Source organism: Streptomyces sp. KL109B (genome assembly GCF_030766935.1).
Taxonomy (GTDB): Bacteria; Actinomycetota; Actinomycetes; order Streptomycetales; family Streptomycetaceae; genus Streptomyces.
On the sequence record NZ_JASERL010000009.1, the window covers coordinates 130,825 to 153,642 of the forward strand.

Sequence of the window (22,818 nt, forward strand, 5' to 3'; positions counted from 1 at the left end):
CGGCTTCCCGGTTCCGTTGGAAGCAGCGGGCCGGGCGCGGGTGCGCGGCGGATTTCTGGAGGGGGGCCTCGGGAGGTGTCGGCCGTCCGGCAGAATGAACCGACGATGTTGACTTCGTCCCCAGATGCGGCGTCGCCCGACACGTACGCCGCGTTCGCCCATCTGACCGTGCCCAATGCCGCGCTCTACCGCGAGGTCATGGGAGTGTTCGTCGCGGCCAAGGAGCGCTTCACGGTGCATCTGCGGCCCGAGGACGTGTACGCCGAGATGCCCGCCGGGCGGCGGCCCGCGGACCCGGAGGATGTGGCCAAGGCGCTCGACAGTCTCGTCGGCTGGGGGAACCTGCGCGCCGACCCGGACACGGCGCGGGTCACCGCGGTCGAGGACTTCTACCGCAAGCGGTTGATCTACCAGCTGACCCAGGCGGGCGAGGCGGCCGAGGAGGCGCTCGGCGTCTTCGGCGAGGCGCTGGGGCGGCGGGGCGCGCTGCAGGCCGTGGCACTGCACGACATCGTCACCCAGCTGCGAGTGCTGCTCGTGCTCGCCGCCGAGGACACCCCCGACCCGGCCCGTACGCACCTGACCCTCGATGCCCTGAGCAGCCGGTTCGCCGCGCTCGCCGAGAATGCGCGGGCGTTCATGGGCTCCCTGCAGCGCACCATCGACCTGCACGGAGTCGAGATCGAGGACTTCCTCGCGTACAAGGACCGGCTGATCACGTACCTGGAGCAGTTCATCCAGGACCTCATCACCCTCGGCGGGCGGATCGCCCAGCTCCTCGGCGAGCTCGAAGGACCGGCCGGCGTGGAGCCGCTGTTGCGGATCGCCGCGGCCCGGGAGGCCGCCGATGCCACGCCCGACGAGGCTTCGACCGCGGAGAAGGCGGCCCTGGACCGGTGGCGGGAGCGTTGGGCAGGCCTCAGGTCCTGGTTCCTGTCAGGAGGCCGGGGCGAGGGGCGTACGTCGCAGGCGCGGCTGCTGCGCGCGCAGGCGCGTGGAGCGATTCCGCAGCTCCTGGCCGTCGTGCGGATGCTGAACGAGCGGCGTACGGGGCGTTCGGACCGGTCGGCGGACTTCCGGGTCCTCGCCCGCTGGTTCGCCGAGGCTCCCGATGACGAGGAACGGCACCGGTTGTGGCGCGTCGCCTTCGGCCTGTACCCGGCGCGGCATCTGACCGTCGACGGTGACACCCTCGCCGCACGTGATGCCGCGCCGGTCGCGCCCGCCACCCCATGGGCGGCGGCCGAACCGCTCAGGATCAGCCCGCAACTGCGCCGCACCGGCAGCTACGAGCGGCGCGGCAAGGCCCGCAAGGTCGAGGACCGCTCGGCCGCCCGCCGTGTGCTGGCCGAACGCGCGGAGCGGCAGTCCGCACAGATCGCGGAGGCCAAGCGGCGCCTGGTCACCGCAGGACCGGTCCGCCTGTCCGACCTCGGCGAACTCGACCCGGCCGCCTTCAGCCTCTTCCTCCAGCTGCTCGGCGACGCCCTGGCCACCTGGCGGCCCGGCATGACCCGCACCGCCACCACCAGTAACGACGGCTCGATGGAAATCCGCCTCGCGCTCCTCCCCGGTGGCGGCCAGGCCGAGATTCGCACCCCCGACGGGGTGCTGCGCGGCCCCGACCATCTGGTGGAGATCGTCGACCTCGATGCGGCGTACGCACGCCAGGCGACCGATCCCGTCCGCGACGACGCCGCTGCCGCACCCGTCGCTGCTGCCGCCGATCCTGCCGCACCCGCACCCGCACCCGCACCCGTACCCGCACCCGCTCCCGCCCGCGCCGCCGACGCCCTCGCCGTACGTACGAAGGAGACGTCGTGACCACCCCACTCGCCGAAGTCCTCGAAGGGCAGCGCGCCGCAGAGCTTCGACGGGCCGCGCGTGCACTGCTCAAGCGGCCGCTGCTGCTCGTGCGCGGCCCGTACGCCGACGACTTCCGGCTCGTGCGACGGCACTCGGCAGAGCTGCGGGAGTGGTTCGAGCGGAACACCGGCTGGGCCCTCCAGGTGGACGCCGAGGCGGCGCGTTTGCGCAAGACGCCGGGCCGGCTCGACGACCACACCCATCCGGCACGTGAGGCCACTCGCGCCGCCGCACCCTTCACCCGGCGTCGCTACGTCCTGTTCTGCCTCGCGCTCGCGGCACTCGAACGCGGCGAGGCACAGATCGCGCTCGGCCGGCTCGCCGAGCACATTGTCCTCGATGTCGCCGACCCTCAACTGGTCGCTACAGGCATGGAGTTCACGCTGGAGCGGCGCGACGAGAGGCTCGACCTGGCCGCCGTCGTCAAGGTCCTCATCGACCTCGGTGTGCTGCGGCGGGTCGCAGGCGACGAGGAGGCCTACGTCAGCGGCGCCGGGGACGTGCTCTACGACGTCGAGCGGCGGGTGCTCGCCGGGCTGCTCGCCACCCGCCGCGGCCCCTCGACGGTCCGCGGTGACGACCTTCGCGAACGCGTCGCCGAGCTGACCCGCGACAGCACCCTGGACACGGACGAGGCGCGGTTCAGCGCGATCCGCCGCCATCTCACCCGGCGCCTCATCGACGACCCGGTCCTCTACTACGACGAGCTCAGCGACGCCGAACTCGCGTATCTGACCAAACAGCGGCCGTTCATCCTGGCCCGGATCAACGAGCTGACCGGTCTGGTCGCCGAGGTCCGCGCCGAGGGCATCGCCATGGTCGACCCGTACGACGACCTCACCGACGTACGCATGCCCGAACAAGGCACCCACGGGCATGTGACATTGCTGCTCGCCGAGCGACTCGCGGCGGCGGACGGTGCGGTGACGGTCGCCGAACTCCAGGCGCGCGTGCGCGAACTCGCCGTCGAGCACGCCGGGTTCTGGGCCAAGAGCGCCAAGGAGCCCGGCGCCGAGGCGTGGCTCGTCGAACAGGCGCTGGCCAGGCTCGCCGCACTCGATCTCGTCACCCGTACCCCCGAGGGCGCGGTGTCGCGTCCGGCGCTCGCCCGGTACGCCGTCGGCGAGGCGGTCGTCATCGAGCCCCGCAGCACCGGGAGCACCGGGAGCACCGGAAGCACCGCACGAAAGGCCACTCAGCGATGAACCGCCGCCCCCTGCCCGCCCCCACGCGAAACCGCTGGCAGCCGCTGCGGACCGGCCTCGTCGACCTCTTCTACTACGACCGTGAGGAGTTCTGGTTCCGCGACGGTCGGCTCCTGCTGCGCGGCAACAACGGCACCGGCAAGTCCAAGGTCCTCGCCCTCACTCTCCCCTTCCTCCTCGACGGCGACCTGTCCGCGCGGCGCGTGGAGCCCGACGGCGACCCCAAGAAGCGCATGGAGTGGAATCTGCTCCTGGGCGGCGAACACCCCCACCCGGAGCGGCTGGGCTACACCTGGATCGAGTTCGGGCGGCGGGACGAGGCAGGCCGTGAGCACTTCCGTACGCTCCTGTGCGGACTCAAGGCGGTCTCGGGGCGGGGCATCGCCCGACACTGGTTCGCCGTCACCGACCAGCGCGTCGGCGCGGACCTCAGTCTGCTCGACGCGACCGGCAGTGCGCTCGGCCGTGACCGCTTCGCCGAGGCGATCGCCGGGCACGGCCTCGTGTACGACCAGGCGCGCGCCTATCGCAGGGCCGTCGACGAGGCGCTGTTCGGGCTCGGCGAGCAGCGGTACCAGGCCCTGGTGGATCTCCTCGTGCAGCTGCGTCAGCCACAGCTGTCCAAGAAGCCCAACGAAGCGGCCCTGTCCAAGGCGCTGACCGAGGCGCTGCCGCCGATGGACCAGGCCGTGGTCGCGGACGTGGCCGAGGCGTTCCGCTCCCTCGACGAGGAGAAGGACACGCTGCGGGCCGCCGGCGAGGCCGAACGTGCGGCGAGCGCGTTCCTCGACCACTACCGGCGGTACGCGCGCGTCGCCTCGCGCCGCCGCGCCCGGCTCCCGCGTACCGAGCACGCGCGGTACGAGCAGCTCGGCCGGGATCTGGCGCATGCGAGCCAGGAGCGGGACGGTGCGGCGCGCGAGCGCGACGAGGCCGAAGGGCGCATCGCGGAGCTGGCGGAGACGGCGGCCCGGCTGAAGGCGCAGGACGAGGCGCTCCGCGAAGGGCCCGAGATGCGCAGCGCGCGGGAGTTGGAGCGTGCTGCGACGGAGGCGGGCCGCGCTGCCGACGCGCGCGCCCAGGCGGCCGACGACCAGGAGAAGGCCGAAGGGGACAACGTGCGGGCCATGGCGCGGCTCGACGAGGCGTGGGCCAAGGCGGCCGGCGCCGAGGAGCGGGCCGCCGCGGCCGTGACCCGCGCGCGCGGACACGCGAACGCCGCCGCTCTCGACGGCGAACCCCGCGTCGAGGCCGGAGCCGCTGCCGCCGACGAGGCCCTCGACCGCCGGCTGCGCACCGTCGACCACGTGACCCGGCTCCTTCGCGACGCCGAACAGGCCGAGGGCGACCGGCGCGAAGCCCAGCGCCGCCTCGACGACACGGCCGCCGAACTCGACCAGTGCCGCACCCGGCAGGCCGACGCCGAGGAGGCCGCCGACGCCGCCGGACGCGACCTCGTGGAGCGCGTCCGCCTGCACCTCGCATCCTGTACGGAGCTGACGCCGGCCGATCCGGTCGGGCTGCTCGACCGGCTGCAGGACTGGGCCGGCCACCTGGACGGCACGAACCCCGCGAACGCGGAGACCGCACGTGTCCATCGGGCCATCGGGCGTGAACTGGCCGAAACGGAAGCGTCGTTGGCCCGGAGCCAGGACGAGACCGAGCGGCAGGCGGGGGAGGCGCGGGCCGAGCTGGAGCGCCTTCGGTCGGGCGGGCAGCGGCCGCCCGAGGCGCCGCGGACCCGTACGCCCGGCGTACGCGACGGGCGGCCCGGTGCGCCGCTGTGGCGGCTCGTGGACTTCCGGGACGGCGTGCGTGAGTCCGAGCGTGCGGGGGTCGAGGCGGCGCTTGAGGCCTCCGGGCTGCTCGATGCCTGGGCCGGGGACGACGGCGTGCTGCACGACAGCGAAGGGCACGATGTCCTGCTGACCCCTGGTGCGGCGCTGCCCGGTCCGCACCTCGGTGAGCTGCTGCGACCGGCGATCGACCACGGCGACGAGTCGGCCGCGTCGGTCGGCGAGGCCGCGGTCGAGGGGCTGTTGGCGTCGATCGGGACCGGAGGAGGAGCCCATACATGGATCTCGGCCGACGGCCGGTTCCAGGTGGGAGTACTCACCGGAAGCTGGGCCAAGCCCAGCGCCGAGTACATCGGCGAGGGAGCGCGCGAGGCGGCGCGGCGCGCGCGTATCGACGTACTCGACGGTGAACTGGCCGTACTGGAAGGGCAGTTGGCGCTCCTCGCGCACGAGCGGGAAGAGGTCTCCGTCCGTCGCCGCACCCTCGACTCCGAAGTCGCCGCTCTCCCCGACGACGCGCCGCTGCGCCAGGCCCACGCCCGCGCGGGCGAAGCGGCACAGGCCGTACGGCGTACGAAGGAACGGCACGACGAGCGCGCCACGGAAGTCGCCGAGGCCGTCGGACGCGCCGAGCAGGCCCACGCCACCCTCACCGGGACCGCCACCGAACTGACCTTGCCCGCCGACCCCGACGGACTTGCCGCCGTACGGCAGGCGCTCCACGCGTACACGGTCGCTCTGGCCGCGCTCTGGCCCGCGCTGCGCGCCCGCGACGAGGCCGAAGCAGCCGTCGCACGCGAACGCGCCGAAGCCGAACAGACGGCCCAGCGCGTCGCCGAACTCGCCCTGCGCGTCGAGGGCCTCGCCCGCGAGGCCGCGGCAGCCACCGAGCGCCTTACCACGCTGCGCTCCACGGTCGGCGCGGCCGTCGCGGAGCTGGAGCGGCGGCTCGACGACACCGCACGCGAATTGGCGCGGACCGAGACGGAGAGGCGTGCGACCGCCCTGACGGAGAAGGCCGCCGATCAGCGGGCCCAGCGCGCCGCGGGCCGTATCGAGCAGCTGGACCAGGACGTCGCCGAGTCCACGGCCCAACGCGCGGACGCGATCGCGCAGTTGCAGCGGTTCGCCGGCACCGGCCTGCTCGCGCTCGCGCTGCCCGGCATCGACGTACCCGACCCGGCCGGGGAGCCCTGGGCCGCCACCCCGGCCATCGCGCTCGCCCGCACCGTGGAAGCCGAGCTGGCTCGTACCGACGCCTCGGACGACGCGCTGGAACGCGTCCAGTCCCACCTCAACGCCGAACTCAAGAAACTCCAGGACGGCCTGTCGCGCGGCGGGCACAGCGCGTCCGCACGGACGGTCGAGGACGGCGTGCTCGTCGACATCGTCTACCAGGGCCGCGAGAGGGGAGTGGCGGAGCTCGCCGAGGCACTCGCCACCGAGGTCGAAGACCTCCAGCGCATCCTGTCCGCCCACGAGCGGGAGATTCTGGAGACGCACCTGCTGAGCGAGGTCGCGGGTACTTTGCAGGACCTGATCGGCACGGCCGAACGTCAAGTGCGCGAGATGAACCGGGAGTTGGACGAGCGTCCGACCTCCACCGGCATGCGACTGCGCCTCGTGTGGCGGGCGTCGCGCGACGCACCCGCCGGACTCGGTCAGGCCCGCGACCGCCTCCGCCAGTCGGCCGATGCCTGGTCCCGCGAGGACCGGGCGGCGGTCGGTGAGTTCCTGCAGGCGCAGATCGCACGCCACCAGGCACAGGACACCTCCGGCAGCTGGCTGGAACACCTCACCGAAGCCCTGGACTATCGGGCGTGGCACGAATTCGGCGTCGAACGGCAGCAGCACGGCAAGTGGGTGCCGGCGACCGGCCCCGCCTCCGGTGGCGAACGCGCCCTCGCCGTCTCCGTACCTCTCTTCGCCGCCGCCTCCTCGCACTACGCCAGCGCGGCGTATCCGCACGCCCCGCGCCTGGTCACCCTCGACGAGGCGTTCGCGGGCGTCGACGACGACTCCCGCGCCAAGTGCCTCGGCCTGCTGCACGCCTTCGACCTGGACGTGGTGATGACCAGTGAGCGCGAGTGGGCCTGCTATCCATCGGTACCGGGCATCGCCATCGCGCAGCTGTCACGTGTCGACGAGGTCGCGGCGGTGCTGGTCACGCGCTGGGAGTGGGACGGCACGGCTCGGACGCGAGTGGAGGAGCCGGAGACCGCAGGGCAGAGGGAGCCGGACGCCGGGGAGGAGGCCGGGGTCCTGTGGTGAACGACGAGGCGCGCGGCGATACGGCGCACGTCGACTTCGCGCGGCTTCAGCGACTCCTGGGTGAGCCGGAGTCGGCCTGGCTGGTGCAGCGTGCCCGGCAGCGCATGGCCCGTGAAGAGCCGCTCACCGGCCCCGTCAGGCTGTCCGCGCCCACCCCTGCCCAGCGCGACGCCGCCGAACGGCTGCTCGGCCGTGCCCCTGGTGCGGGCCGCTCCCTCAGCGTGCGCCTGGAAGCGGTGGACGACGTGCTGCGCCGCAGCGGGATCAGCCCCGGAGGACTCGCCCCGGCCCTGGTCGCGCTCGGCGGCCCGGTCGAGCCACTGCGCGCGGTCCGCGAGCGCATGGAGCAGGCCTGGGCGAAGGCCTACGAGCCGCTGGCCGAACTCACCGCCTCCGGGCTGGCCCACTGGGCCGAGCGCCTGCCGCAAGAAGGTCTCGTACGACGCCTCGCACGCGATCCCGACACCGCGCACGACCTCGTTGCCGAGGTCGTGCGCGCCCTGCGTGAACTGCCCGCCGACCCGCCTGTTTCCCTCCCCGCCTTCGCCGCCCGCGTCCTGGGCGACGCACACGCCCTCGACGACGGTCGCCCGCCCGCCACCTTGCTGCTCTCCGCCGTACGCGCACTCACCGGTCACCCACAGGGGGCGGGAGCCGAGTGGCGACGCGATGCGTGGGCCTCGGCCGGGCTTCTGAGGGACGAGGTCTCCGCGACCGTCCTCGCCCTCAACGTGCGTGGCACCCCGGCCCTCGACTGGCTGGCCGACACCGGAGAGCCGGCCGTCCTGACCCTGCGCCAGCTTTCGGGTCGGGCCTTCACCCTGCCCCACCAGGAGCTCTGGATCTGCGAGAACCCGGCCGTCCTGGCCGCGGCCGCGGACGCCCACGGCCCGCACTGCCCACCGCTCGTCTGCCTCCAGGGCCAGCCGTCGGCCGCGGCACTCACCCTCCTCCGCAGAGCGCACGCCCAGGGGATCGTTCTCCGCTACCACGGCGACTTCGACTGGGGCGGCATCCGCATCGCCACCGGACTGCTGCGCCACGTGCCCTGGCAGCCCTGGCGCTACCGGGCGGCCGACTACCGGAGGGCGGCCCGCCACCCCGGTCTCCCACCACTGGCCGGGAGTGCCGCGGAAGCCCCCTGGGATACCGAACTGGCGTCGTCACTCTCGGAGTTCGGTGTGCGCGTCGAGGAGGAGACGGTGCTCGTCGATCTGATCCAGGACCTGGGTGCGTAGGGGCGATCGTCCTCATGGTCCCGCAGGAGCTTAGTTGGAGCGGCCGAGCAGGACGGGAAGCTCGCTGTGGCCGTTGCTGATCAGTGAACCGCCCGGCTTCAACTGGTCGGCGGGGACGGCGAGTTCGATGGCGGGGAAGCGGGCGAAGAGGCTGCGGAGCGCGGTGACGACTTCGAGGCGGGCGAGCGGGGCACCGAGGCAGAAGTGGACGCCGTGCCCGAAGGCCAGGTGGTCCTTGGAGGGCCGGCCGGCATCGAATTCGCCGGCGGTGTCGCCGTGCCAGTCCGGGTTGCGGTTGGCCGCGGAGTAGGAGGCGAGGATCGCCTCGCCCTTGGCGATGATCCGGCCGTCGGGCAGCTCGATGTCCTCCACGGCGAAGCGCATGGGGAGATGCTTCACCGCCGGTTCGACGCGGAGGGTCTCCTCGACGACGTCGGACCACGTGAGCTTGCCGGAGCGGACGTCGGCGAGCTGATCGGGGTGGCTCAGGATCATGGTGATCGCCTGGTCGATGACGTTCACCGTGGTCTCGTAGCCGGCGCTGATCATGAGGAGGAGGGTGTCGCGCAGTTCGGTCGCCGACAGGCGGCCGCCGTCCCCCTCCTCGTCACGGGTGCTGATCAGCAGGGACGTCATGTCGTCGCCGGGGGTGGCGCGCTTGGTCTCGATCAGGTCGTCGAGGGCAGCGTAGAGGGCCTGGGTGTTGGCGAGCGCCTCGGCCTGGTTCAGCTTGGTGTCGAAGACGCCGTCGACCACGGTCCGGAAGGCGGTGCGCTGCTCGGCCGGGACCCCCAGGAGGTGGCCGATGACCTGGATCGGCAGCGGATAGGCGAGGTGCTCGCGCAGGTCGACGGGCCTGCCGTCGTCGAGGCCCTCGATGGTGTCGAGGAGGCCGGAGACGACCCCTTCGATGTGGCTCTCCAGGGCCGTGATGCGGCGATGGCTGAAAGCGGGCGCGATCATGCGGCGCAGGCGGGTGTGGTCGGCGCCGTAAGCGGTGAACATGTTCTCCACCGCGATCCACAGGGCTAGCGGCCAGGTCTGTATCGCGTCCTGGAAATCGGGCCAGTGGGCCCGTGCGTCCTTGGAGACCTCTCGCCCCCGCAGCAGGCTCTTGAGGAGCACCGGGTCCGTGATCGACGTGGCGGGGACACCGAGGACGTCGACGAGGACCGCGGAGCCATGAGCGCGCAGCTCGGCGTCCTCCTTGTGCGAGTCGGACCCGGTGGGGTCGAGGACGATCGGGGTGGGGGGCGACTGCGTCATGATGCGGGGGCCTTTCAGCTGGGCTGGTTCGAAGGAGTGGGCTGGTTTGAGGGAGTGGGGTGGTTCGAGGGAGTGGGGTGGTTCGAAGGAGTGGCGGGGAACGTGACGGGCAGGCCGGTCAGGGCGCGGTGGAAGGGGCCCGGGCGCCACGTCAGCTCCGCGGCGGGCTTGGCGAGGTCCATCTCCGGGTGCGCGTCGAGCAGGTAGGTGATGGCGGTCTCGACGATGAGGTACGCGTGCGAGCGGGCCGGGCAGGCGTGCGGCCCGGTGCTCCACGACAGGTGCGCCCCGTTGCGGAACCCGGTCGCTCCGCCCAGGTCGGGATCGTTATTGCAGCCGGCCATGGAGATGACCACGGGCTGATGGGCCGGAAGCAGCACCCCGTCGACGGTGACCGGGTGCGGGGGATACGAGATGCAGTAGGCCGCCAGCGGCGGGTCCGTGTACAGGACGGTGTCGAGGGCCTCGCGGACGGAGAGGCCGCCCGCGTGCAGGTCACCGGAGAACGAGTCGTCGGTGAGGAGCTTGAGGACCGTGTTCGTGATCAGGTTCGCCATCGGCTCGCTGCCCGCGCCGTAGAGCGTGACGAGCTGGTGGGCCATCTCGGCGTCGTCCAGGCCGACTTGGTGGGCGACGAGCCGTGACGTGACGTCGTCGCCGGGCTGCTCGCGGCGCAGGGCCACCAGGTCCAGGACGGCGGTGGTGAGGATCTGGTTGCCGCTCTCGGCGTTCACCCCGTCGAAGATCTTGGCCATGCCGTCGGCGATGCGCAGGCCGATCTCGTCCGGGCAGCCGAGCAGCGCGCTGAGCACCCGGAACACGAGCGGCGTCGCGTACTGGGCGTTCACGTCGGCCTGGCCGTCCGCAGAGAACTCGGCGATCGTCGACGCGGCGACGTCCTCGACCAGGGCGCGCAGTTGATGCTGGTCGGTGCCGTCGATCGCGGCCACGTTCGCCGACCGGTAGCGGGTGTGGTCCGCGCCGGCGGAGCGCAGCGCGTTGGGACGCCACTCCATCATCGGGCGGACCGGGCAGGTCTCGGGGATCAGCTGCTCCCAGACGCGCGGGTCGGCGGGGAAGCGCATCGGGTCGTTGAGGATGCGGCGGGCCTGCGCGTAGCCGATGACGAGGGTGGCCGGTACTCCGGGTGACAGGTCGACGGGGACCAGCGGCCCGTACCGGGTGCGCATCTCCTTGTACGCGGCGTGCGGATCGTCGGCGAACTGCGCGTCGTACAGGGCGATACGGCCGGCCTCGGTGGGGGTGAGGGTCATGGACGGGGCTCCACGGGAAGGGTCGTGAGGTATTCGCCGAGGGTGATCAGGGCCCGGACGCTGGAAGCGGAGCTGCGGGCGTCGCACTCGGTCAGCGGGGTGTGCGGGTCCAGGGCCAGGGCCTGGCGAATCTCGTCGAGGGGGTAACTGGGCGCGCCGTCGAACGTGTTGATGGCGACGGCGTAGGGAGTCCCGTCGCTCTCGTGCGCGGCGAGGATGTCGTAGCAGGCGTCGAGGTTGCGGGTGTCCGCCAGGACCAGGGCGCCGAGCGCTCCCTCGGTCAGGCCGGTCCACAAGGGACGGAAGCGCGGCTGGCCCGGCAGGCCGAAGAGGTACAGCATGAGGCTCGCGCTGAGCTGGAGGCGGCCGTAGTCGAGACCCACGGTCGTCGTCCGCTTGGCCGGAGCCCCCGCCAGGTCGTCGATGCCGCTGCTGGCCTCGGTGATCCGCTCTTCCATGCGCAGCGGCCGCACTTGGGAGACGCTGCCGACGAGTGTCGTCTTGCCGGCTCCGAAGGCCCCGCTGATGACGATCTTCGCGGATCTGGTGACGGTGGACGGTACGAAGACGAGGCCGTCATCACGTGAGGGCGCGGAGACCACTCAGTACCTCCTGGAGCAGGTCGGGGACGGGCTGGTCGGTGTGTGCCGCGACGGGCTCGGTCAGCAGGCCGGCGTCCATCAATCCCGAGACGAGGATGCGGACCGTGGAGCCGGGCAGGTCGACGGCGGACGCGATGTCCGCCACGGCGAGGCTGCCGCCCTCGCTGTGGCGGAACAGGTCCATCACCCGCCGCGCGTCGAGGCCGAGGGAGTGCGTGGGACCGCTCGCGGCGAGCACGACGGTCTCCAGGCTCACCTCCCGGCTGGGACGCACCCGGCCTTCGGTGCGGACGTACGGCCTGACCAGGTCAGGGTCCCGCCGCGGGCCTGTCATGTCGCGGGTACGCCGTCGGTGACGGACTCGCGCGGTGCGGTGGCGAGTTCGCGGCCGACGCGGGTGGCGAGGCGCTCCATGTGATGGGCGATCAGACCGACATCGACCATGGCGTCCGTCGTGAGCACCGCGAGCATGGTGTTGTCGGCGGCCTGCGTGACCATCCCCAGATTATTGGCCGACTCGATCAGGATCTGCCGGGTGCCGCCGCCTCCGGTCTCGCTGTCGAAGGCCTTCGCGGCCGCCCGCAGGGCGGCGGTGATCGCCGCGAACTTCTCGGCTTCGTCACGCTCCACGGTCTCGGTGTGCGCCTTGAGGAGCCCGTCCGAACTCATGAGCACGGCGTGCTTGACACCTTCGATGCCCCCCAATTCGCCGTCCAGGAGCCATCCGAGCTCATTGCGGTCGGTCACGGTCGGGCTCCTTCGTGCGTGGTGGTGGCTGAGGTGTCAGTGGTGGCTGAGGTGTCGGTGCTGTCAGTGGTGTCAGTGGTGTCAGTGGTGTCGGCGGTGCGGGCGCTGCGGGAGCCGCGGCTCCAGGCGGCGGCGATGCCGGGCCGGCCCGGCATCGCGGGCTCGTCCGCCGCGGGCGCGGGGGCCGGGGCCGGGCGGGCCGGCGCCGAAGGGGCGCGGGTGCGCACGCGCAGCCCGCTCGCGGTGGTCTGCGCGACGGGCTGCTCGGCTGCCGCCGGCTCCTCGGGAGCGGGCGCCGGCGCCGGCGCTGCGGCACGGGCAGGAGCAGCGGCAGGAGCAGCGGCAGCGGCTGCGGCAGGGGCGACGGCCTTCGCGGCGGGCGGGGCGGGAGCCGCGGGGACGGTGGTCAGCAGCTCCTTGGGGATGAAGACGATCGCGCGTGTCCCTTCGAACCGGTTGGGTGCCTCCAGATCGACCCGGAATCCGTACTGCCCGGCAAGCATGCCTGCCACCCGGAGACCGGTCTGAGGGTGCGCGCCGAGATCGGCGATGCTGTCCTTCTGCGCACCGTTCAAGACCCGCCGTGCCCAGCCCAGTTGCTCGTCGTTCATCCGCAGCCCGGCGTCGTCGATGATGACCGACGTCCCGTGATGCCCTTCGAGGAAGGAGACGTGTACGGGGGCGGAGACCGGAGAGAAGTGGGCGGCGTTGTCCAGGAGGACGGCGAGCGTGTGGACGAGGGGGCCGACGGCGCGGCTGGTCACCGCGGTGTCGAGTACGTGGTACTCGACCCTTTCGTAGCCCTCGATGTTGCCCATGGCGGCGCGGATCACGTCGGTGAGTGCGGTGGCCGGCCAGCGTCGCTGCAGCGTCCCGCCGGCGAGCACGGTGTACCCCTGCGCCGTGAGCAGCATCTGCTGGGTGGGCTGGTCGATGCCGACGAGCGTCGCGTAGGCCTCGTCCCCCTCGTGGCGGCGCACCCCGGCGCTGACAAGGAGACCCACTCTGGAGGCCGCCGACACCATGGTGGCGGCGAAGCCGCGCACGGCGGCCTGTGTGGCCTGCTCGGACACCTTGCGAGCGGTCAACACCTCCTCCCGCGCGCTCTGTTGGGCCTCGTCCACCTGAGTGTCCGCACGGGCCTGGGTGGTGTCCCGTACGGTCCGCACCGTGTCGGCCGCGGCCGATGCCACCGCTGACACCTGCTGGTTCAGGACGCTCTCCGGCAGCTGCGGTGGCAGCGTCAGCTCGACGCCCGTTGCATCTTCCCGCTCCGTGGCGAGCGAGGGGATCGCTCTTTCGGCCAGCTGCTGCAGCGCTCCCGCCGCCGCGTATATCTCCGCGTTGAGCTGTCCGTTCTGCGCGCGCAGGTGTTCTCCCGCGGACCGTTCGTCGTCGCGTTGGACTCGCCAACGCCATGAGAACGCGGCCGTGCCGACGGCCCCGGCCGCCAGGCTCAGTACCGAAGGCACTACGACCTGTAGGAAATCCGTCATGTGGTCCTCACGATGTGGGGGTGTGTGGGTCACGTCGCAGTGCCGGGGCGGTCGTTGGCGACACGGTGGGTCCATGCGTCCGCGATCGCGGGGCGCGGTGCATGGGGTGGACGGCCCGTGCGGGGCGGCGGGAATCGGCAGTGCCCGCACCGCCGTGGCCCGGCGGAGGGCGGGGGCTCGGGTGTCCGCTGCTTCGCGGTGGGGGAGCCGCGCAGGCGTAGCCCCGTGCTCACGATGGGCAGCGCCTCCCCACTCCGTATCCCCCCAGTGCGCCAGCTGGTCCGTGCTTGCGGTGATCAGTGTGTTGCTCTGGACGTGTCGAGGTCAAGAGGATCCTGACAAGGGGTCAATAACCAGTCGAGTTACCGGTGTTCGGCGGCGACAAGGTTATACGGAGGGCGTGACCAGGTCGTGAGGGTGATGTGCGACAGCGGCGCCGCCCGAGGGGGCGTGTCGTACGACATGGGGCATTTCTGTTGGATCTCGCCAAATCGGCTGCTGCCGAGGGGGCGGGGGTCGGCCTCAAGTAGTCGGGTCACCTCGGGAGGCGGCCGTCAGCGTTGCAGGGTCAACAGGCCCGGCCGGTAGGGCAGGAGGCCGTAGTCTCCGCCGGAGGCCGGGCTGCGTCCCTGGTAGAGCAGCTGCAGGTTGCAGGGGTCGACGGTCATGGTCTGATCGGGGCCGGTGCGGAGTAGTTCGCCGTGGCTGATGTCGTTGGTCCAGGTGGCGCCGCTGTTGGCCTTGCCGGCGAAGGGGTTGTTCTCGGTCGCGGCCTGGGGTGTCCAGGAGCCGTTCAGGCTGGTGGCGGTGAACGAGCGGAAGTAGCGGCCCTGTGAGCCGATCGCCTCGACGATCATGAGGTAGCGGTTCTGGCCCTGGAGCTTGTAGACCTGCGGGGCCTCGAACAGGTTGTTCGTCGTGTCGCTCATGACCACGGTCGAGTTCGTGCCGAAGCTGCCCGGGAAGTTCCCGATCGGCATGCCGGCCCGGTAGATCTTGCCGTTGTCACCGGCGAAGAACAGGTACATGTTCGTGCCGTCGCCGATGAGCGTCTGGTCGATGGGGCCGGTTCCGGAGCCCGTGATGCTTCCGGAGAACAGCGTCTGCGGGGCGGACCAGCCGTTCGCGTTGGTGGGGTCGCTCGACGTCCGGTACGAGAAGGCGCTCCCGCCCCACTGATAGGTGAGCACCCAGATGTTCTTCGGCGCGAAGTAGAAGAGCGTGGGCGCGACCGTGGCCGACGACATGGTGTTCTGGCCGGCCGACGCCATGTCCGACCAGTTGGTGAACGGGGTGAAGTTCATCGAGCCCCAACTCGTCCCCGTGTCGTGCGTCGTCGCGTAGACGAGCTGCTTGCCGTTGTGCGGGACGACGGTGAAGTCCTTGAGGGAGACCCAGCCCGACTTGGGCTGCGCCAGCGCGCCCGTGGACGACCAGCGGTAGGTCGGGGGCAGATCGCACGGCGTTGGGGTGGTGTCGTCGCCGACCTTGACGAGCTTCCACTGCTGGTTGGCGCCGCCCCAGTCGTCGTACTGGACGATGTTCGCGCCGTCGGCGGTGGAGCCGCCCTGTACTTCGAGGGCCTTGCCGCTGTGCCGCGAGATCAGCCGTACGTAGCCGTCCGCGCTGTCGGCCAGTCGCCACTGCTGGTTGGTGGCGTTCAGGTCGGTCCACTGGACGATGGAACCGCCGTTCGCGGTGGACCAGTTGTAGATGTCGAGCACCTTGCCCGAGAGGCGGGACTTGATGCGGTAGGAGCCGTCGCCGGAATCGACGAACTGCCACTGCTGCTGGCTCTGGTCGTTCCTGGACCACTGGGTGATGCGGGCGCCGTCGTTGGTCGCCATGTTGTAGACGTCAAGCGCCTTGCCGCTGTTGCGGTTGACCAGGACGTACGAGGCGCTGGGGTCGACGGTCGCCGCCGCGGCGGGCTGGGCGCCGAGGAAGGCGGCCAGGAGCAGCAGGGGGGACAGGACGGCGAGCAGGCGTCTGAGTCGGATCGGGGACGGGCGACGTAACCGCATCGGAGGGCCTCCTTGGAGTACGGGGGTACGGGGGGTACGGGGGGTACGGGGGGTACGGGGGGTACGGGGGGTACGGGGATGGTTTCGAAAACTTTCGGAAGGTTCCCGGATCCGTTGACGCCACAAGCTAGGAATGTGGGTCCGCCCGGTCAAGGGTTGTCGCCGATCTGTCTACAAGTAGCCGCCGCATCAATGAATGTGACAGGACGTCATGACGGGTGAGGCGGTTCGGAATTCTCGGGTGAGTAACGGAAACTCCGTTGGGGTTGTCACGCTCGACGGCTGACCGTCGGCGCACTGGCGGCCGTCCCCCGCGTGGAACCACCGCACACCGTCGAGACGTGCTTGATCACATGGACGTCGAAGGCAACGCGCGGAGGACCCCGCGCAAGCGTGGCGGCAAGCGCCGGTGGGTGGTCGCGGGCGGTGCGGCTGTCGTCGCGGTCGCCGGCACGGTCGCGGTGGTGGTGGCGAAGTCGGGCCCCGAGGCCATCGCCGCACCCCGCACCTGCCACACCTCTGTTCACGGCACCGCGCCCTCCGGGACGGCGGCGAAAGGTGCCAGGACACCGGCCGGTACCGCGCCCGCCGCCAACTTCGACGGTGACGGGCACCCCGACCTGGCCATGGGGGCACTGGGCGATGTCGAGAACGCCGGCGCCGGCGGCAGCATCGCGGTGGCGTACGGGTCGGGTGACGGGACCGGGCTCGCCCGGTGCCAGTACCTCACGCAGAACGACGCGGGGATCCCGGGGAAGGCCAACTACGAGGCGTACTTCGGGTCCGACGTGGTGGCCCGCGACCTCGACGGGGACGGGTACACCGACCTCGCGAGCGCCGTCTTCGACGACGAACCGGGCGTGATCGTCATGTGGGGGTCCCCGGACGGGCTGAAGGAAGCCGTCCGCGTTCCGGGGACGGACGGCAGCCATGTCTCCTGGGTACTGGACCAGGCCCTGGAGGAGCATCTCGTCGCCGGTGACTTCGACGGGGACGGGCATGCCGACCTGGTCTTCGGGCTCGGTTCCGGCAAGGGCCTGCTCAAAGGCCCCTTCACCCGCGACGGCGCCCCGGCGGCGACCGGCCCGGTGGCCGCGCCGAGTCGGCCGTCGAAGGACATCACCTCCGCGAACTACAGCGACCTCGTCGCCGGGGACCTGGACGGCGACGGCTCCGACGAACTGCTGGCGCTCCACCACGAAGAGCCCCTCGGCACCGCCGAGTTCGAGGAACGTTGGCCGGTGAGCTACCTCCACGCACGCCGCGGCGGTCTCGCCCAGGCAGCGGACATCGACCTCCCCGACGCGGCGGCCGTAGCCGTCGGCGACGTGGACGGCGACGGACTCGCCGACCTCGTGCTCAGCCCCCGGCGCGGCAAGGTGAGCCACAGCGCGGTGACCGTCGTGTACGGCTCCGAGGAGGGGCCGGGGAAGGGGAAGCGCTCAGCCACCATCGACCGCGACACCCCCGGCGTACCCGGCGAGGAACCCCAGGACGAGGACGCGGCCCTGGTCTCCCTGGACACCGGTGACGTCAACGGCGACGGCTACGCGGACGTGGTGGCCGGCTCGCCCCGGAGCAAGGCGTACGCGAAGACCGGTCCGGAACAGGTGCTGCTCCTGCGGGGTGGGCCCAACGGCCTCACCGGTGAAGGGGCTCAGGCCGTCGACGCGGGCGACATCGGCGGCAGGAAGAGCGCGCGAGCCACGTTCGGGATGGCCGTGCGCCTCGTGGACATGGACGGCGACCACCGGGCCGACCTGACGGTGGCCGCACCCGGGGACAACAAGGTCCGCAGCGCCGCCTGGGTGCTGCCCGGCACGGCGGAGGGCCTGTCCACAGGCGGAGTCACCCGGCTGTACGGCGACGCCTTCGAGCCCACCGGAAAGCTGCGCCTGTACATGGGAGGGGGCGGGATCGCCCGGTAGCGGAGGAGTGGAAGCGGGGTCAACTCCTGGTCCGGTAGACCCGCATGGCCAGGGGCGCGAAGACGACCAGCATGACCGCCGCCTGGGTGCGACGCAGGCCACGATTGGTCGGCCCGCAAGTGGCTGTTGCTTGCCCACCAGTTGCACGGAACCGGCAGGCGCGATCGGGAATCAGGCGCGTCCAGGGCGGGTGAGGGCTGACAGTGAGCACAGATCGCGTACCGCTGCGCCCTGTCACCACCGAACTCGCCGCCCTCGCCGGGGGCGTCACCGCCGCCACCATCCGCACGGAACTGCTCGGCGCCCGGCTCGCGTTCGAGCGTGCCGCCACCGCGTCCGATCCGCGGATCGCGGTCATCGATGCCGGTGGGGCGGACCACCTCATGTTCGTCGAAACCGACACCGCCCCCAGCACCGATCTCGACCCTCTGGGCCGGGCGGTCGGAGAGATCGAGACCTTGCCCACCCAGTGGACGGCGACAGCACGCGACCCCGACGGCCGGCCTCTGGACATCAGGGCCCACCGCCCCCGGGGCGACTGGCGTCCAAGATCCGGATAAGTTGTCGCGAATTGGACTCACGTTACCTATCGGTATGCATCGACTTGATTGGCGATCAACAGTAGAACTCGTTCCCATTCCGTCGAGAGTGAGGAACGTGCGATGACCGACTCAACCCGCCCTGAAGTGGCCCGTAACGGGATCTCCCGTCGAGGCTTCCTCGCAGGAACGAGTTCTCTTCTCGGCGCCGTGGCCCTCAGTGGTCACGGCGCCGCCGCGGCCGCGGCGGCCGTCGCTCCCGTCGTCGACGGGGCGCGGCTGCCCGCCCTCGTCATCGGCACCGGGTACGGGGGCTCCGTGGCGGCGCTCCGGCTCGCCGAGGCCGGGGTCGACGTGCGGATGGTGGAGATGGGCATGGCCTGGGACACCCCGGGATCCGACGGCAAGATATTCGCCAACACCACCGCACCCGACAAGAGATCCTTCTGGCTGAGATCCAGAACCAAGCAGCCCCTGAGCAACTTCCTCGGCTTCCCGATCGACAAGGACATCCCGAAGTACACCGGGATCCTGGACGCCGAGGAGTTCGCCGGCATCACCGTCTACCAGGGCCGCGGCGTCGGCGGCGGCTCGCTGGTCAACGGCGGTATGGCGGTGACGCCCAAGCGGGAGAACTTCGCGGCGATCCTGCCGTCCGTGGACCCGGGCGAGATGTACGGCACGTACTACCCGCGCGCCAACGCGGGGCTCGGCGTCGCCACCATCGACCCGACCTGGTTCGAGACCGCCGAGTGCTACCAGTACGCGCGCGTCGGCCGTAAGCACGCCCAGCGTTCGGGCTTCCCGTTCGTGTTCGTCCCCGACGTGTACGACTGGGACTACATGAAGCAGGAGGCCGCGGGGACAGTGCCGAAGTCGGCGCTCGCGGGGGAGATCCTCTACGGCAACAACTACGGCAAGAAGTCACTGCAGAAGACCTACCTCGCGCGGGCCGCCGCCACCGGAAAGGTCACCATCTCCCCGCTGCACAAGGTGACTTCGGTCGCCCCGGCCGCGGGCGGCGGCTACACCGTGCGCATGGACCAGCTCGACACCGCCGGCACCGTCACGGCCACCAAGGAAGTCACCGCGGACCGGGTCTTCTTCGCAGCGGGCAGCGTCGGCACCAGCAAGCTCCTCACCCGGCTCAGGGCGACCGGCGTCCTGCCCGCGCTCAACGGCGAGATCGGCAAGGGCTGGGGCGACAACGGCAACGTCATGTGCGGGCGCGCCAACCACCTGTGGGACCCGACCGGTTCGCTCCAGGCGTCGATCCCCACCGGCGGCATCGACAACTGGGCCGCGGGCGGCGCCTTCGCCGAAGTGGCGCCGCTGCCGACCGGCATCGAGACGTACGCGTCGTTCTATCTGTCCATCACGAAGAACCCGTACCGGGCCGAGTTCACGTACAACCCGACGTCCGGCGGCGTGGACCTGAACTGGCAGACGGCGTGGAAGCAGTCGGGGATCAACGCGGCCAAGACCATCTTCGACAAGATCAACGCGAAGGAGGGCACGATCTACCGCACCGACCTGTTCGGTACGTACAAGATCTGGGGCGACCACCTCACGTACCATCCGCTGGGCGGCGCCGTACTGAACAAGGCGACCGACAACTACGGCCGTCTGCACGGCTATTCGGGCCTCTACGTCATCGACGGCGCGCTGATCCCGGGCAACACCAGCGTCAACCCGTTCGTGACCATCACGGCGCTCGCCGAGCGCAATATCGCCAAGATTGTCGCCACTGACCTCTGACGGCCACGACAACCTGCCCAAGTCGTGGCCGCCGCACGGGGGTTCACGGCTTGGGCAGCGCGCACACCGTGTCGAGACCCAACACATGATTGAGCCGTCCGAAGGCCAGCCAGGAGCCGATGGCCATGCTCAGCTCCACGATCTCGGCCTGGCTGTAGTGGGCGGTCATCCGCTTCCAGAACTCCTCGTCCAGGCCGTGGTGGTCGACGGCGTACCGCTCCGCGTACTCGGCCGCGAGCCGGGTCCGGTCGTCGAACGCGTCGGTCTCGCGCCAGTCCTCGACGGCGTCGACGAACGACTCCTCGACCTTCTCGCCGTCCCGCTCGGTGCGCCAGTCCAGGCAGAACAGGCACCCGTTGAGCTGCGCGATCCGCAGCCGCGCGGCCTCGAACTCCCGCAGCCCCAGGGTCGAGTGGTCGTACACGGCCATGGAGAACTGCGCCGCCGCGGGCCCGATGCCGGGCACCATCTCGCCCCACACGTACGGGATGGGTTCCTGGCCGTCAGGTATGTCGATCCTCATGGCTGCTTCGCTCATGGCTGCTTCCTTCCGAGTCGGCCGACGGCGGGGGACACCGGCACGTCGAGCGCGTCGTAGAGTCCGGGCGGCGCGGCCACGAGCCAGTCGATCGCGCCGACGAGACGCCCGACGGCGGTCGCGTTTCCGCCCGCCGCGTGGTTGCCGCCCTCGTCGGTGGCCTGGACGGTGACCTCGATGCGCGGGCGGCCCTCGACGATCACCCGGTGCGCGCCGGCCCCGCCACCGGGCGGCACCGGCCAGTCGGGCGCACAGGACGGATGGATCCGCGTCACGTGCTCGACGACGATGCGCACCTCGCCGTCCACGACGCCCTGCACCTCGAAGCGGACCGCGCCCTGGGTGCCCGCGGCGAAGGCGCCCATGGTCGCCGTCGTGACGTCGCTCTCCAGGGGCCGACGCTCCAACGTCTCGCGGATCTCGTCGAGTTCGACCCCGAGCGCCCGCGCCATCAGCCTCAGCTGCCCGCCCCACACCATCGTCGGTATGGACTCCGCCAGCATCAGGGGCTCGTACTCCATGGGGTGTCCCATGCCGACGAGGTCGCGTACCGAGTCCTCCTGGTCGTACGTCGAGTAGTCGAAGATCTCCTGGCAGCGCAGTACGTCGATGTGGGTGCCGAGTCCGCTGACCAGCAGGGGCAGTACGTCGTTGGCCCAGCCGGGGTCGACGCCGGACACGAACAGCGAGCCGCCGCCCTCCGCGATGGCGGCGCGCACCGGATCGGTGAAGTCGGGCGGTGCGCCGCGGTGGTCGTAGAGCGGATAGAGGGCGGGGGAGACGACGACGGCGCCTGCGCGCAGTGCGCGGCAGATGTCGTCGAGGGCCTCGGCGGGGCGCAGTTCGCCGGAGGCCGCGTAGAAGACGGCGCCGGGCCGGGCCGCGAGCACCGCGTCGACGTCCGTCGTCGCGGTGAGACCGAGGGCGTGGTCGTAACCGGCCAGGTCGCCCGCGTCGCGGCCGTCCTTGGCGGGGTCGTGCACGAGCACGCCGCAGAGTTCGAGCCCGGGGTGGGCGTCGACGGCTCGGATCGCCGCGCGTCCCACGTTCCCGGTGCCCCAGACCACCGTGGAAGTCATGCGCCGGAGCGTAACTTGACGTGTCGTCAGTTCATAGACCCGCCACGTGGGTTGCCGCCCCCGCCGCAGCGTCAGCCTGTCGATCACGGTCGGCCAGGGCCGTAATATTGGGCTCTTCTCGTGGGTGGGGGGAAACACATGGGCAAGCAACGCCCCGGCGCGGGGCCGACCTTGGAGCAGGTGGCCGCGCTCGCCGGTGTGGGGCGGGGCACCGTCTCCCGTGTCATCAACAACGTGGCAGGGGTGAAGGAGTCGACGCGCCGCACCGTGCAGCGTGCCATCGCCGAGCTCGAGTACGTGCCCAACCTGGCGGCCCGGTCACTGGCCGGGCATCGTGCGGACGCGATCGCTCTGGTGATGACGGAGCCCGACTGGCGGAAATTCGCCGAGCCGTTCTTCTCGGAGACCATTCGTTCCGTCGGGGACGCGTTGACCGATACCAGGATGCAACTACTGCTCACGCAGGTATGCACGAGCGAGGAGCGGAAGCGCTTCGTCGAGTACGCGCGTGGCGGCCGGGTCGACGGAGTGCTGCTGATGTCCGTGCACGCCGAGGACCCACTGCCCGACATGCTCGCGGACGCCGGGGTGCCCACCGTCATGCTGGGCCGTCGCTCGGGCGACGAGAGCATCACCTACGTGGACGCGGACAACGCCGGGGGCGCCCGGAGCGCGGTCACCCACCTGCTGAACAGCGGCCGCCGCGCGGTCGCGACCATCACCGGGCCGCTCGACATGTACGTTGCCCAGTGCCGGCTGCGTGGCTACCGCGAAGCGCTGGACCGCGCGGGCCTCTACGCGAAGCCGTCCTGGGTCGTCGAAGGGGACTTCACCGAGCAGAGCGGCCGCACGGCGATGGCGGAACTCATCGAGCGGGAGCCGGAGATCGACGCCGTGTTCGCCGCGTCGGACAGCATGGCCGCCGGAGCGCTGAACGCCTTGCGGGCGGCGGGCCGCCGAGTGCCGCGGGACGTCGCGGTGATCGGATTCGACGACTTCCTCCTGGCGCAGCGCACGGACCCGACCTTGACGACCGTGCGCCAACCGCTCCAGGAGATCGGCCGGACCATGGTGCGGCTGCTTCTGGAGGAAATGGAGGATTCGGGAGTGGCCTGGCGGCATGTCAGCCTGCGTACGGAACTGGTGCTCCGCGACTCCGCCTGACCCGCTCGCCCTCCGGATCGCCCCCGC

Annotated in this window: 17 protein-coding genes; 8 read left to right on the forward strand and 9 right to left on the reverse strand. The window is 71.3% G+C overall.

The features are described from left to right. The first annotated feature begins 105 nt into the window (after positions 1-105). Genes RBJ65_RS28150 through RBJ65_RS28165 form a run of 4 tightly spaced genes read left to right on the forward strand, consistent with a single transcriptional unit; the run spans position 106 to position 8,376 of the window. Positions 106-1,824 (forward strand): TIGR02677 family protein, encoded by a 1,719-nt coding sequence (locus RBJ65_RS28150; protein WP_306322059.1) that lies wholly within the window; start codon positions 106-108, stop codon positions 1,822-1,824. Further along, a complete protein-coding gene (locus tag RBJ65_RS28155) occupies positions 1,821-3,071 on the forward strand; it encodes a TIGR02678 family protein (RefSeq protein WP_306322058.1) in 1,251 nt (416 codons plus the stop codon). Before RBJ65_RS28150 ends, RBJ65_RS28155 begins: the two co-directional genes overlap by 4 nt. Beyond that, entirely contained in the window at positions 3,068-7,138 is a 4,071-nt protein-coding gene (locus RBJ65_RS28160; RefSeq protein ID WP_306322057.1) for a TIGR02680 family protein, read from the forward strand. The genes RBJ65_RS28155 and RBJ65_RS28160 overlap by 4 nt, the downstream gene beginning before the upstream one ends. Further along, complete coding sequence (locus tag RBJ65_RS28165; RefSeq protein WP_306322056.1) at positions 7,132-8,376, forward strand: TIGR02679 family protein; 1,245 nt, start codon at positions 7,132-7,134, stop codon at positions 8,374-8,376. The genes RBJ65_RS28160 and RBJ65_RS28165 overlap by 7 nt, the downstream gene beginning before the upstream one ends. Before the next feature lie 30 nt (positions 8,377-8,406). Here the strand turns inward: RBJ65_RS28165 and RBJ65_RS28170 are convergent, their stop codons facing one another. The 7 genes from RBJ65_RS28170 to RBJ65_RS28200 form a co-directional block, all read right to left on the reverse strand. Then, on the reverse strand, positions 8,407-9,642 hold the full coding sequence (locus RBJ65_RS28170; RefSeq protein ID WP_306322055.1) for a cytochrome P450: 1,236 nt from the start codon (positions 9,640-9,642) through the stop codon (positions 8,407-8,409). A 14-nt stretch (positions 9,643-9,656) separates the two neighbouring features. Further along, positions 9,657-10,916, reverse strand: coding sequence for a cytochrome P450 (locus RBJ65_RS28175; protein ID WP_306322054.1), 1,260 nt, complete (start codon positions 10,914-10,916; stop codon positions 9,657-9,659). After that, positions 10,913-11,518 carry an ATP/GTP-binding protein gene (locus RBJ65_RS28180; RefSeq protein ID WP_306322053.1) on the reverse strand — a complete coding sequence of 202 codons (606 nt, stop codon included), beginning with the start codon at positions 11,516-11,518 and terminating at the stop codon, positions 10,913-10,915. The genes RBJ65_RS28175 and RBJ65_RS28180 overlap by 4 nt, the downstream gene beginning before the upstream one ends. Beyond that, a complete protein-coding gene (locus RBJ65_RS28185) occupies positions 11,496-11,852 on the reverse strand; it encodes a DUF742 domain-containing protein (RefSeq protein WP_306322052.1) in 357 nt (118 codons plus the stop codon). Before RBJ65_RS28185 ends, RBJ65_RS28180 begins: the two co-directional genes overlap by 23 nt. Beyond that, positions 11,849-12,265, reverse strand: coding sequence for a roadblock/LC7 domain-containing protein (locus RBJ65_RS28190; RefSeq protein WP_306322051.1), 417 nt, complete (start codon positions 12,263-12,265; stop codon positions 11,849-11,851). The genes RBJ65_RS28185 and RBJ65_RS28190 overlap by 4 nt, the downstream gene beginning before the upstream one ends. Then, positions 12,262-13,761: a hypothetical protein gene (locus tag RBJ65_RS28195; RefSeq protein ID WP_306332178.1), complete on the reverse strand. Its 1,500-nt coding sequence runs from the start codon at positions 13,759-13,761 to the stop codon at positions 12,262-12,264. The genes RBJ65_RS28190 and RBJ65_RS28195 overlap by 4 nt, the downstream gene beginning before the upstream one ends. 554 nt (positions 13,762-14,315) lie before the next feature. Beyond that, positions 14,316-15,785, reverse strand: a complete 1,470-nt coding sequence (locus RBJ65_RS28200; RefSeq protein WP_306317147.1) for a non-reducing end alpha-L-arabinofuranosidase family hydrolase — start codon at positions 15,783-15,785, stop codon at positions 14,316-14,318. 341 nt (positions 15,786-16,126) lie between these two features. On the opposite strand from RBJ65_RS28200, the gene RBJ65_RS28205 reads away from it, so the two are divergent. The 3 genes from RBJ65_RS28205 (at position 16,127) to RBJ65_RS28215 (ending at position 20,010) form a co-directional block, all read left to right on the forward strand. Further along, positions 16,127-17,713 (forward strand): FG-GAP-like repeat-containing protein, encoded by a 1,587-nt coding sequence (locus RBJ65_RS28205; protein ID WP_306317146.1) that lies wholly within the window; start codon positions 16,127-16,129, stop codon positions 17,711-17,713. Between the two features lie 203 nt (positions 17,714-17,916). Beyond that, positions 17,917-18,273, forward strand: coding sequence for a hypothetical protein (locus RBJ65_RS28210; protein WP_306317145.1), 357 nt, complete (start codon positions 17,917-17,919; stop codon positions 18,271-18,273). A 102-nt stretch (positions 18,274-18,375) separates the two neighbouring features. After that, positions 18,376-20,010: a GMC oxidoreductase gene (locus RBJ65_RS28215; protein ID WP_306317144.1), complete on the forward strand. Its 1,635-nt coding sequence runs from the start codon at positions 18,376-18,378 to the stop codon at positions 20,008-20,010. Positions 20,011-20,053: 43 nt separating this feature from the next. On the opposite strand, the gene RBJ65_RS28220 is transcribed toward RBJ65_RS28215, so the two are convergent. Together RBJ65_RS28220 and RBJ65_RS28225 are read right to left on the reverse strand one after the other, a co-directional pair. Continuing rightward, positions 20,054-20,533: a carboxymuconolactone decarboxylase family protein gene (locus RBJ65_RS28220; RefSeq protein WP_306317169.1), complete on the reverse strand. Its 480-nt coding sequence runs from the start codon at positions 20,531-20,533 to the stop codon at positions 20,054-20,056. Between the two features lie 11 nt (positions 20,534-20,544). Continuing rightward, positions 20,545-21,627, reverse strand: a complete 1,083-nt coding sequence (locus RBJ65_RS28225) for a dihydrodipicolinate reductase (RefSeq protein ID WP_306317143.1) — start codon at positions 21,625-21,627, stop codon at positions 20,545-20,547. 138 nt (positions 21,628-21,765) lie between these two features. Between RBJ65_RS28225 and RBJ65_RS28230 the strand changes: the two genes are divergently transcribed. After that, positions 21,766-22,791 (forward strand): LacI family DNA-binding transcriptional regulator, encoded by a 1,026-nt coding sequence (locus RBJ65_RS28230; protein ID WP_306317142.1) that lies wholly within the window; start codon positions 21,766-21,768, stop codon positions 22,789-22,791. Positions 22,792-22,818 lie beyond the last annotated feature (27 nt).

What these genes read in the sequence shown, in the direction of transcription:
- RBJ65_RS28200 (WP_306317147.1), bottom strand. Translation starts at nt 15,785, where the DNA reads ATGCGGTTACGTCGCCCGTCCCCGATCCGACTCAGACGCCTGCTCGCC.
- RBJ65_RS28195 (WP_306332178.1), bottom strand. Translation starts at nt 13,761, where the DNA reads ATGACGGATTTCCTACAGGTCGTAGTGCCTTCGGTACTGAGCCTGGCG.
- RBJ65_RS28170 (WP_306322055.1), bottom strand. Translation starts at nt 9,642, where the DNA reads ATGACGCAGTCGCCCCCCACCCCGATCGTCCTCGACCCCACCGGGTCC.
- RBJ65_RS28160 (WP_306322057.1), top strand. Translation starts at nt 3,068, where the DNA reads ATGAACCGCCGCCCCCTGCCCGCCCCCACGCGAAACCGCTGGCAGCCG.
- RBJ65_RS28175 (WP_306322054.1), bottom strand. Translation starts at nt 10,916, where the DNA reads ATGACCCTCACCCCCACCGAGGCCGGCCGTATCGCCCTGTACGACGCG.
- RBJ65_RS28220 (WP_306317169.1), bottom strand. Translation starts at nt 20,533, where the DNA reads ATGAGGATCGACATACCTGACGGCCAGGAACCCATCCCGTACGTGTGG.
- RBJ65_RS28215 (WP_306317144.1), top strand. Translation starts at nt 18,376, where the DNA reads ATGACCGACTCAACCCGCCCTGAAGTGGCCCGTAACGGGATCTCCCGT.
- RBJ65_RS28230 (WP_306317142.1), top strand. Translation starts at nt 21,766, where the DNA reads ATGGGCAAGCAACGCCCCGGCGCGGGGCCGACCTTGGAGCAGGTGGCC.
- RBJ65_RS28225 (WP_306317143.1), bottom strand. Translation starts at nt 21,627, where the DNA reads ATGACTTCCACGGTGGTCTGGGGCACCGGGAACGTGGGACGCGCGGCG.
- RBJ65_RS28185 (WP_306322052.1), bottom strand. Translation starts at nt 11,852, where the DNA reads ATGACAGGCCCGCGGCGGGACCCTGACCTGGTCAGGCCGTACGTCCGC.
- RBJ65_RS28150 (WP_306322059.1), top strand. Translation starts at nt 106, where the DNA reads ATGTTGACTTCGTCCCCAGATGCGGCGTCGCCCGACACGTACGCCGCG.